Origin of the sequence: Actinoplanes sp. NBRC 101535 (genome assembly GCF_030269225.1) — a bacterium.
Lineage (GTDB): Bacteria > Actinomycetota > Actinomycetes > Mycobacteriales > Micromonosporaceae > Actinoplanes > Actinoplanes rectilineatus.
Genome location: NZ_BSSY01000037.1, coordinates 21,524 through 30,937, shown reverse-complemented (window position 1 = coordinate 30,937; position 9,414 = coordinate 21,524). Strand labels below are relative to the sequence as shown.

General features: G+C 72.6%; 12 protein-coding genes. 6 read left to right on the top strand and 6 right to left on the bottom strand.

Annotation, left to right across the window (positions count from 1 at the left end; genetic code table 11):
• The first annotated feature begins 153 nt into the window (after positions 1–153).
• From QSK32_RS45075 to QSK32_RS45065, 3 genes are all read left to right on the top strand, one after another.
• Positions 154–834 carry a HypE family hydrogenase expression/formation protein gene (locus tag QSK32_RS45075; RefSeq protein WP_285475532.1) on the top strand — a complete coding sequence of 227 codons (681 nt, stop codon included), beginning with the start codon at positions 154–156 and terminating at the stop codon, positions 832–834.
• Between the two features lie 214 nt (positions 835–1,048).
• Positions 1,049–1,798 (top strand): sigma 54 modulation/S30EA ribosomal C-terminal domain-containing protein, encoded by a 750-nt coding sequence (locus tag QSK32_RS45070; protein WP_285475531.1) that lies wholly within the window; start codon positions 1,049–1,051, stop codon positions 1,796–1,798.
• A gap of 84 nt (positions 1,799–1,882) precedes the next feature.
• Positions 1,883–2,209 carry a hypothetical protein gene (locus tag QSK32_RS45065; protein ID WP_285475530.1) on the top strand — a complete coding sequence of 109 codons (327 nt, stop codon included), beginning with the start codon at positions 1,883–1,885 and terminating at the stop codon, positions 2,207–2,209.
• 24 nt (positions 2,210–2,233) lie between these two features.
• Here QSK32_RS45065 and QSK32_RS45060 read toward each other — a convergent pair whose 3' ends face one another.
• The gene (locus QSK32_RS45060; RefSeq protein WP_285475529.1) at positions 2,234–2,605 is read right to left on the bottom strand and encodes a helix-turn-helix domain-containing protein; all 372 of its coding nucleotides are present in this window, start codon (positions 2,603–2,605) and stop codon (positions 2,234–2,236) included.
• A 222-nt stretch (positions 2,606–2,827) separates the two neighbouring features.
• Between QSK32_RS45060 and QSK32_RS45055 the strand changes: the two genes are divergently transcribed.
• Positions 2,828–3,070 (top strand): rhodanese-like domain-containing protein, encoded by a 243-nt coding sequence (locus QSK32_RS45055; protein ID WP_285475528.1) that lies wholly within the window; start codon positions 2,828–2,830, stop codon positions 3,068–3,070.
• Here the strand turns inward: QSK32_RS45055 and QSK32_RS45050 are convergent.
• The 5 genes from QSK32_RS45050 to QSK32_RS45030 form a co-directional block, all read right to left on the bottom strand.
• Positions 3,031–4,224, bottom strand: coding sequence for a carboxylate-amine ligase (locus QSK32_RS45050; RefSeq protein WP_285475527.1), 1,194 nt, complete (start codon positions 4,222–4,224; stop codon positions 3,031–3,033). The genes QSK32_RS45055 and QSK32_RS45050 overlap by 40 nt on opposite strands.
• 133 nt (positions 4,225–4,357) lie before the next feature.
• Positions 4,358–4,882 (bottom strand): DoxX family protein, encoded by a 525-nt coding sequence (locus tag QSK32_RS45045; protein WP_285475533.1) that lies wholly within the window; start codon positions 4,880–4,882, stop codon positions 4,358–4,360.
• Between the two features lie 117 nt (positions 4,883–4,999).
• Complete coding sequence (locus QSK32_RS45040; protein WP_285475526.1) at positions 5,000–6,451, bottom strand: bifunctional aminoglycoside phosphotransferase/ATP-binding protein; 1,452 nt, start codon at positions 6,449–6,451, stop codon at positions 5,000–5,002.
• A 293-nt stretch (positions 6,452–6,744) separates the two neighbouring features.
• On the bottom strand, positions 6,745–6,942 hold the full coding sequence (locus QSK32_RS45035; protein ID WP_285475525.1) for a DUF1918 domain-containing protein: 198 nt from the start codon (positions 6,940–6,942) through the stop codon (positions 6,745–6,747).
• 25 nt (positions 6,943–6,967) lie between these two features.
• The gene (locus tag QSK32_RS45030) at positions 6,968–7,132 is read right to left on the bottom strand and encodes a hypothetical protein (RefSeq protein WP_285475524.1); all 165 of its coding nucleotides are present in this window, start codon (positions 7,130–7,132) and stop codon (positions 6,968–6,970) included.
• Positions 7,133–7,273: 141 nt separating this feature from the next.
• Between QSK32_RS45030 and QSK32_RS45025 the strand changes: the two genes are divergently transcribed.
• Both QSK32_RS45025 and QSK32_RS45020 read left to right on the top strand, forming a co-directional pair.
• The gene (locus tag QSK32_RS45025) at positions 7,274–8,491 is read left to right on the top strand and encodes a wax ester/triacylglycerol synthase domain-containing protein (RefSeq protein ID WP_285475523.1); all 1,218 of its coding nucleotides are present in this window, start codon (positions 7,274–7,276) and stop codon (positions 8,489–8,491) included.
• 226 nt (positions 8,492–8,717) lie between these two features.
• Entirely contained in the window at positions 8,718–9,170 is a 453-nt protein-coding gene (locus tag QSK32_RS45020; RefSeq protein WP_285475522.1) for an SRPBCC family protein, read from the top strand.
• Positions 9,171–9,414: the final 244 nt, after the last annotated feature.

Here is a 9,414-nt window from a genome sequence, read left to right as displayed (position 1 = left end):
TCAAACAGTTCCGGGCCGTCGCGACCCGTTACGACAAGCGGGCGTTCATGTACCTGGCCACCGTCGACGTCGCCACCATCAAAATCTGGCTCCGCGACCTAACCAAAGATCAACAACACACGACCTAGATCGCCGAGGTGGACGCCGACAACGGTGTCCCGGGGCTGGACGGCCCCGGCGGGCGCCGGCGTGCCGATCGTCACCGGCGACACCAAGGTGGTCGGGCGTGGCGCCGCCGACAGGTTGTTCGTGATCACTGCGGGGCTGGGACGCCGTCTGCCCGGCAGCAGCCCCACCGCGGCGGGCGCCCGATCCGGCGACGCGGTGCTGATGTCCGGCCCGATCGGATGCCACGGCGTCACCGTGCTCAGCACCCGCGAGGGCCTGGGGTTCGAGGCCGACGTGACCTCCGACAGCCGGCCGCTGCACCGGCTGGTCGCGATGATGGTCGCCGCCGGTGGCGCGGACCTGCACACCCTGCGCGATCCGACCCGGGGCGGTCTGGCCGCTGCCCTCAACGAGATCGCCGCCGCCTCCTCGGTCGGTGTACGGGTCGAGGAGAAGGCCCTGCCGGTGCCCGAACCGGTCCGGGCGGCCTGCGAGATGCTTGGCCTCGACCCTGCGTACGTGGCCAACGAGGGCTGCCTGGTGGCCTTCGTGGCCCCCGGCGCGGCCGGCCGGGTGCTCAGCGCGATGCGGCAGATGCCAGAGGGCCGCGACGCCGTCCGCATCGGCACGGTTCTGGCGGGCGGGCCGGTGCTGGTCCGTACCGCGATCGGCTCCCAGCGCGTCCTCGACATGCCGCTCGGCGAGCACCTTCCCCGGATCTGCTGAACGGCGACACCGAGGAGTCGGATGTCCACCGTGTCCTACACGCCCGTGCCCTCGCAGGCCGCGGCCCGCGATCCACTCGACATCCTGGCCCGGATGCCGGCCGGTGTGCCAGAAACGGGGGAGGCCACCCTGGTGGGTGAACGTCGTCGGGTGACCATGGCCCCGGGACTTTCGGCCCTGCCGTCGGCCCGGTGCCCGTCTGTCTACTCGGACGATGCCCGACATCCTGAGCAGGACCGTCCGCCCACCCGCTGTGCGGGTCCTCCCGCACGGTGCCGTCACGATGGAGGAGATCGTGGCCGCCGAGCGGGCGATCGCCGGTGCCGTCGCCGGCGTCGAACGCGCGGATCGTCCCCGATTACGGATCAGCCGTGACCGCGGGCCGGCACCGGTCGCCGTGGTGCAGGTCAACGTGACGGTGGCCGAGCGGCTGGTCCGAGTCCAGACGACCACCGGCACCGTCGCCCGGGCCACGGCCGGTGCCGCGTCCCGGCTGCGCTGCCGGCTCGATCTGATGTCCCGGCATCTGACCGCGGAACGGGCCGGATTCTGCCTGCTCGGCGCCGGGCCGGTCGCGCCGTTCCTGCCGTCGGCGGGCGTGATGCCGGTACCGGGGCGGTCCGCGCCCGGAGTGCTTTCCCGCTGCAAGAGCTTCCCGCTTGCTGTGCAGTCGCCGGACATCGCCGTGCTGACCATGGAGATGCGCGATTACGATTTCCACCTGTTCATCGAGGAGCGCAGCGGGAGCAGTGCGGTCGTGCACCGGCGCCGCGACGGCGGGCACGCGCTGATCCGGCAGCGGCCGGACACGACACCGATCCTGTCGCCGCTGGACGCGGTGCGGCGGTTGAACGCGGCGCCGCAACGTTGGTTCGAGTTCTTCACCGACAGCCGCACCGGCCGGGGTTGCGTGGTGTACCACCGTTTCGACGGGAACCTCGGGCTGATCAAGTCGCTCGGCTGACCGGCAGGGCCGGGGACCAATGGCCCTGCCGGTTGTTAGCCGGACAGAGCTAACGTTGCTAACAGAAGAGGAAGGGAGGTTGCGATGACCACGAGTAACCGGCCCGCCAAACCGGCCGAGCCGTCCCCGGACGGCAAGCAAACCGCACCGATCCCGGCTGCCAAGCAGGCCAAGCATGCCGCGGCGAAACCCGCGGCCCCGGCCACCCGCACCCGCGGTGTCGGGCGCGAGATCGGCCATCTCGCGGTGAACGTCTACGAACGCGGAGTCGCCGACTTCGTCGCGTTCGAGAGGGACACCGCGAACATCACCTCGTACCCGTGGGCTAAGAACGCCCTCACCGCGAGCGCAGGCCTCATCGCGGACGTCAATGCCGTCTACGTTCGCGCCGTCCGCCAGATCCTGCGGTGACGGCCCCGGGCTGCGGCCCGGCGATCAGGCGCCGGGCCGCTCCCGCGTGACCCCACCCCGGGCGACCGTCACCTCCGTCATCGCCGCGTACACCTCGGCGAGAGCACGGCGCTGCCGTGCCGTCAGATCCGGGTCGACGGCGATCGCAGCCAGCACCGGCGGAGGCGCCGCCGGGACGACGCTCGGAGCCACCAGCACGTCGGCGGTCGTGCGCAACGCGTCGGCGATCGCCTGCAACACCCGGTCGGAGGGCACTCGAAGCCCACGCTCGATCTGCGACAGGTAGGGGCCGGAGATGCCGACCATCGACGCCAGTCGCCGCAACGGCAGCTCGGCGAGCTCACGCTGACGGCGGATCATCTCGCCCAGGGGGAGCCCGCTGTGGTGGTCCTCCACGGTAGGCAGCCTAGCCCTCCGGCCGTCCGGAACCCGGTGGGAGCTCGGCGTCACCGCCGCGATCACCGGTTGGAACGAGAAACGGCTCCGCGCTACCCACCCGGCCTCGCACGTCGGGTACTGCCCCGGTGCCCGGCCGATGGCGATGAAGCTGCTGGCCGTCCCGGACGACGGGCGGACCCTCGGCACCCGGCGGTCGGCGGCGACGGCAAACGCATCGACGTGCTGTCCACGGCGATGCGTGCCGGACTGTTCGCCGTCGGCCACATCCCGGGTGGCGTGAACGTGCCGCTCGACGAGTTGCGCGACCGGATGGCCGGGCTGCCCGGCGGTGACCTGGCCGTCTGCTGTCAGGTCGGTCAGCGGGGCCACCGCGGTCGCGTTGCTCGCCGGCCACGGCCGGCCCGCAGCAACCTCGACGGTGGTTACCTCACCTGGGAGGCGGGCCTGCGGTCCGGTTGCTGAACCCGGCCGCCGAACCCGGCCGTGACCGCGGGCTCACCGACCATCGGTGGGCTCAGCACCCCGGCACCGGTCATGGTGGCCAGGCCGGCGACCACCCGGGCCGGTGACCCGGTGCCGGCCCACAGCGTGCGTTGCCGGTCGGCGCCGGTGCCCCGCTCACGGAGCCGGCCCAGCAGGCAGGCCGCGGTCGCGGCGTCGCCGAGCTCGTCGAGGGCCGGGGCGATCCGGGCGATCAGGCGGGCGACGAGATCCCAGGCCGGTACCGCACGGCCGGTGCATGGATCGAGGCCCGGGCCGGCCAGGCCGTGGTGGGCGGCGGCGAGCAGCCCGGCGGCCGCCCGCGACGGGGGTACGGCCTGAGGCGCCCCGCCCGCGGCGATCTCGGCGGTGGTGGTGACCACCAGGGCCCGGACCAGGATCGCCAGCAGAAGCGTCGCGGCCGTGTCGGGGCAGGTGTCGGCGACGTGCACTCGCACGGTGGGCGCGTCCGGGCCGGGGCGGGCCAGGAACCCCACGCCGCGCTCGTCCGGGGCACCGCGGTGCAACGCCAGCTGAACCGACCGGTCGTAGTCGGCGGTGCCGGTCCAGGGCCCGGGCACCCGGACGGTCGGCCACTGGGCGAGCGCCGGGTACCGGTTGCTGGCCCAGCCGGTGTCGTGCCCGTCGGTGATCGGCGAGTTCGCGCTGATCGCCAGCAGGGTGGCGAGCCACGGGGTGAGCCGGCCGGCAACGCGTGCCGCGAGGTCACGACTCGGCACACCGACCTGGACCCGGCAGCCGCAGACGCCGGAGAGCGCGGTCAGTGCCGGATGGCGCAGCGCCAGAGCCCGGGAGCGGGGGTCGCCGGAGACCGCGCGCAGCCCCGGCGTGCCGTAGGGTGCGGTCCCACCGGCCACCGGCGTGCATCCCAGCGAGCGGGCTCCCTCGGTGACCAGCGTTCGCAGCCGTGACAGTTCATCGCGGAGTTCACCCGTGGTGTGGCAGGTGGCCGTCGCGGTGCACACCTGGTAGCGCATCAGGGCGGGACGCGGGCCGGGCCGGCCGTCCAGCAGACGCAGCAGCGCCGGCCCGGCCGGGACCGTGGTTCCCCGCGCCGGGTCGAGCAGCAGGAATTCCTCGTTCACCTGGAACGCGGGGGATCGATGAGCGGTCATGTCGCCTCCCGGAGTCGTGGCGGTGTGCTCTTCCGGCATCGTCTCTCCGTAAACCACGGCGGCAGACAGCCGATGGTCCCCTTTCCCGGGGGAGACCTCGGCCCGCCGCGCGGGCGGCGGGCCGGGTAAGGCGTCAGATCAGCCAGCGGTTGTGCTGGACGAACGGTAGCTTGGCCCACTGGCGGCCCAGGCCCCAGGTGTGCCCGGCGTAGGTGAGCGCCGTGACGATCGCGCCGAGGGCGTAGATCAGGTGGTAGTCCATGACCGGGTTGGTCGAGTGGGTGGCCTCGCCGGCGGCGGTGTTCTGGGCGGGCGGGAACTCGGCGAACCACATGAGCACCAGCATGACGCCGGCGGCTCCGGCGGCGATGCGCAGTCCGACGCCCAGGATCAGGGCGACGCCGATGCCGAGCAGGCCGAGCATGAACAGCCAGTCGGCCCAGCCCTGTCCGGCGATGTCGTTGAAGACGCCGGAGAACGGTCCGACGTCCACGCCGGAAAGGAAGCCCTTGGTGGGCGAGCCACCGTTGATCCAGGCACGTTCCCCGGGGGTGGCGTAGTTCCAGCCGAAGGTCTTGTCGAGGAACGCCCAGAGGAAGACGAATCCGAGCGAGATCCGCAGTACGGCGAGCCCGCGGGCGGCCGTGATGGTCAGCATCGAACCGGGTGCGGGAGCCTGTTCGAGGTGGGTGGCCGCGCTGCGGCCGGTGACAGTCATGGGTTCCTCCTCACCGATGAACTTCTATGGATGACTATTCGCCGTGTGAACGCATGGTCACCTGTGCTGACCGGCCCGCTCCCGAGGGGCCGAAAGACCTGTCAGCGTGAGCGCCCGGGTGAGGGCGGGAACCGGGGCATCGGTAGGGACCTCGTGGCTCTCCGGCCACGCGTCGGCGGCGCGGGCGACGGCCGCGGCGATCCCGGCGTCGGACAGCTCACCCGGCCCCCGGCCGCCCAGCCGGGCGCCGACCGTGGCGGGCCGCGCGGTGCACCGCAACTCGGTCAACTCGCTGGACGTGCCGGCGGCGAGGTCCCGGGCGCAACGGCGATGCCGCTCCCGGTTCCAGGTCGCGTCCAGCACGACGGATTCACCCCGCTGCAACAGCCGGCGTGCCCGCCAGAGCATCTGCGCGTACGTGTGCTCGGTCCACTCGGTGGTGTGGATCCCGAGCCGGTACCCGTCGCCGTCGCCGTCGCGAGGATCGGTGCCGGTCACCTCCTGGCGGATCCGGTCGCTGCTCAGCACTGTCGCACCGATCCGGTCGGCGATCTGGCCGGCCAGGGTGGACTTGCCGGTTGCCGGAGGTCCGCCGACCAGGACCATGCGGACCGTCCCGGTGCGCAGCCGGTGCAGCGTCAGACCGGTGTAGGCGGTGACGTCGGCGGCCGCGGCCGGATCACCCTGCTCGTGACGCAGGCAGGCGACCTTGGCCCGGACGAACGCCCGGTAAGCCGTGTAATGGTGCAGCAGCGCGGCCGGCGCCACGTCGCCGCTCAGCTGCAGGTAACGGTCGACGAACCGGGCGGCCGGCTCGGGTGCGCCGAGGTGTTCCAGGTCCATGGCCAGGAAGGCGATGTCGTCGAGCACGTCGACGTAGCGCAGCCGGTCGTCGAACTCCAGGCAGTCGAGCACGCGGGGACCGTCGTCGAGGAGGAAGACGTCGTCGGCGATCAGGTCACCGTGCCCGTCCACGATGGCGCCCCGGCGGATCCGCTCGGCGAACAGCAGGTCCCGCCCGGCCAGGAACCGGTGGGCCAGCCGTTCCACCTCGGTGGCGGCGTCGCCGTCCAGCACCCCGCCGTGGAACCGGCGCAGCTGGTCGAAGGAGGCGTCCCACCGGCCCCGCAGGGCCGACCGGGTTCCCTCCGCGTCGATCGCGGGCCCGCGTTTCGCCCCGGCGTGGAACACCGCCATCAGCCGGGCGAGCCGGTCGAGGCCGGCGGCGACCGGTGCGCCCTGCCGTACCAGCGCCGACAGGCGCCGGTCGTCCGGCATCCGCCGCATCATCACCAGGTGGTCGCAGAGCTTGCCGTCCGGGCCGACGACGTCGGCGACACCCAGGTAGACGTCGGGCGCGAGCCGCCGGTTGCACCGGGTCTCCCGGTGACACATCCGGGCCCGGTCGGCGCGTTCCCGGAAGTCGAGAAAGCCGAAATTCACCGGTTTCTTCAGCTTGTAGACGCGGTCCCCGAGGAACAGCAGCACCGCCGCGTGTGTCTGCACCATACGTGTGGCATCAGGTGGATCCATCGTCCACCGCCTCTCGTCACCCTCCAGCGTCTCGCGGTGGTTCGGTGACGCACAGTGGCTTTGGTCCTGGCATCGTCCGGACCGGTGGGCGCGCCTGGCACCTCTGGTGGCCGGGGTCGTCGAAGTGGACGACCGCATCACCGTCGCGGTCGGCGACCACCGCTGCGTCTCGTCGCCGACCTGGCTCGACCGCTGACGCCGGACGGCACGGTCCGGTCCGGGGGCAGACGGCCCCGGACCGGACCGCGCTCGGGGAACCGGCGGCGGTCTCAGCCGTCCACGGGCCGGTTCTCGACGTGGGTCTCCGGCCCGGGGAAGAAGAGCGTGGTCCGTCCGTCGCTCAACCAGCGCACCTCGTACGGCGGGCTGCCGTCCTCGTGTTCGACGGTGGTGACGATGCCGACCCGCCGCTCCTGGCCGAGACGGGTTCCCTCGACGACGATCCGGTCGCCGATGTGCGCCTTCATGTCTCCTCCTGACGTGGGTTGCCGGTCATCCACGGGCCGGCCGGCGACTACCGCCGCTCCGGCCGATCGCTGCGATCAGGTCGAGGGCCAGGCAGACGAACAGGGCCACGCCCCACGTGTTCCACGGTCCCCACGAGGCGACGTCCGGTGTTCCCTGGACCAGCCAGACGATCAACCAGATCACGGTCATCGCGAGCACCTCCCGCTGTCACCTTCACCATGCGCGCCGGACCACCGCACCCGGCAGGGCCGTTGGACCCGGCCGCGGCCGCCGTGTGCCGGTGGCGTGCTCCACCGGCGGACCGCACCGTGGAGGAGAGAGGAGGCCACCGTGCGACTGAGCGCCGAGGACCGGCTGAACCTGATGGTCGAGACACCGGAGACGCCGATCAACGTGGCCGCGCTGGCGATCCTCGACCGGCCGGGTGACACTGCCGCGATCCGGGCCGAGGTCGGCCGGCGGCTCCGGGACGTGCCGGCACTGTGTCAGGTGCTGGCGCGGCGGGGGCGACTCCGCTGGACCCCCGCGTCTCGGCTGCTGATCGTGGACCACGTCCGGGAGAGCACTGTTGCGGCACCCGGCGACGAGGAGGCCCTGCTGCGCATGGTCGCACGCCTGATCGTCCAGCCGATGGACCGGTCCCGTCCGCTGTGGCGGATGTGGCTGATCCGCGGTCTGCCCGGTGACCGCCTGGCGGTGCTGTTCGTGCTGCACCATGTCGTCGCCGACGGTCTCACCGCGATCAACATGATCAACATCCTTCTCGGGGGTACGCCCACCGTGTCACCGCCGCGAGCCGTGCCGCGCGGGCGGTGGCTGCCCGATGCGGGGCTGCTTCGCACCGCGCTGTCCGGGCGGCGGACGCCGGATGCCGGGCTGAACCGTCCGGTGGGCTCGCACCGCCGCCTGGCGACCGTGCACCTGGATCTGGACGCGGCCCGGCAGGTCGCCCACCGGCACGGGGCCACGGTCAACGACCTGGTGCTCGCTCTCGCCGCGGGCGGGGTGCGAGCGTTGCTCGGCACGCGCCACCAGGATCCCGGCGGTCTACGGGTGCGCGCGTCGGTCGCGGTCTCCCTGCGTACCGGCGAAGAGCCCGGGAACCGGACCGGTGCCTTGATCGTCGCCTTGCCGGTCGCGGTGCCCGAGACGGGCGCCCGGCTCGACGAGGTGGCCGCGGCGACCGCCCGGGCGAAGAACGGCCAGCCGCCTGCCGCGCCCACCGCCGTGCTGACCGTTCTGGGCCGCCTCGGCCTGGCCCGCCCGTTGAGCCGCCACCAACGCCTGATCACCGTCGTCGAGAGCAGCCTGATCGGTCCGGCCTCCCCGATCCGGCTGCTCGGCGCCCGGGTGCAGGCGATCACCGCGATCGGCAACCTGGCCGGCAACGTGGGCCTGTCGTTCGTCGCCCTGTCCTACGCCGGGCGGCTGACCCTGACCGTCCACGCCGACGCGGCCGCCTTCCCGGATCTGCCGGTGCTGGTGGACGCCATCCGTGCCGACTGGGCCGCCCTGCGCTCACCGGCCGACGGGATCGGCGTGCGGTGACAGACGCATGGTCGAGCCGACGGCCGTCGCGGCTTCCCGTACGCCACCGAGGTGCCACCTCCGCGCCGGTGGGCGGGCATCGATCATCGCCGCTCGCGGGTGCTCCGTTCAGGGCTACAGGTCCCGATTTTCCCCCCCGCGACCGGCGTGGCAGCCGGCGGGTGACTTCCGGCCTTGTGCGCCGGTGGAGGGGCGCGTGACGGTGGGAGCAGGAGGTGTGGCCGTCATGCGTATCAACGGTTCGACCGAGGTGGCCCGCCCGGTCGGCGAGGTCTTCGACTTCGTCGCGGACGAGCGCAACGAGCCCCTTTACAACCCATGGATGGCCCGGGTCGACAAGCTCAGCCCCGGGCCGGTGGGTGCCGGCACCCGGTGGGTGGCCGTCATCCACTACCTCGGCCGGGACACCCCGATGGAGACGACGGTCGTCTCCTACCGGCGCCCACGCCGCCTGGAGACGCGAACCCGGATGTCCGGCGCCGAGATCGTGGGCACGGTGACCTTCGAGGAGCGTTCCACCGGAACGCACCTGGCCTGGGACTGGGACGTGCGGCTCGCCGGCCCGCAGCGTCTGCTGGCGCCGCTGGTCGCCCAGGCCGGCAACCGGCGGGAGGCGGCGAACTGGGCCGCCCTCAAACAGCACCTGGAGCAGGCGGGAGGCAGCCATGACCAGCGTTGACCCTCGCGGGGTGTACAGCGAGGCGGTCGGCGGATATCTCGATGCGATCTCCTACGTGGGCCCGGCTGCGACGCCCTCGGCGAAGGCCGGCGCCGTCGCGGATCCCGGGTCTGGGGAAGGCTGGGCATCAAACATTTCCTGTACGTCGACGCGACTCCCGTCTGACCGTCTTCTACGGCGGTGCCGCGACGGGGGAGCGGTGTCGAGTTCCGGCGAGTGGCGGACTGCCGGATCCGGTCCGGAA

Excerpts from the sequence above, each read along its gene's own strand:
- QSK32_RS45045 (WP_285475533.1), bottom strand. The coding sequence starts at position 4,882 with ATGCTGACCATCACGGCCGCCCGCGGGCTCGCCGTACTGCGGATCTCG.
- QSK32_RS45020 (WP_285475522.1), top strand. The coding sequence starts at position 8,718 with ATGCGTATCAACGGTTCGACCGAGGTGGCCCGCCCGGTCGGCGAGGTC.
- QSK32_RS45050 (WP_285475527.1), bottom strand. The coding sequence starts at position 4,224 with ATGACCGCTCATCGATCCCCCGCGTTCCAGGTGAACGAGGAATTCCTG.
- QSK32_RS45030 (WP_285475524.1), bottom strand. The coding sequence starts at position 7,132 with ATGACCGTGATCTGGTTGATCGTCTGGCTGGTCCAGGGAACACCGGAC.
- QSK32_RS45070 (WP_285475531.1), top strand. The coding sequence starts at position 1,049 with ATGCCCGACATCCTGAGCAGGACCGTCCGCCCACCCGCTGTGCGGGTC.
- QSK32_RS45035 (WP_285475525.1), bottom strand. The coding sequence starts at position 6,942 with ATGAAGGCGCACATCGGCGACCGGATCGTCGTCGAGGGAACCCGTCTC.
- QSK32_RS45065 (WP_285475530.1), top strand. The coding sequence starts at position 1,883 with ATGACCACGAGTAACCGGCCCGCCAAACCGGCCGAGCCGTCCCCGGAC.
- QSK32_RS45040 (WP_285475526.1), bottom strand. The coding sequence starts at position 6,451 with ATGGTGCAGACACACGCGGCGGTGCTGCTGTTCCTCGGGGACCGCGTC.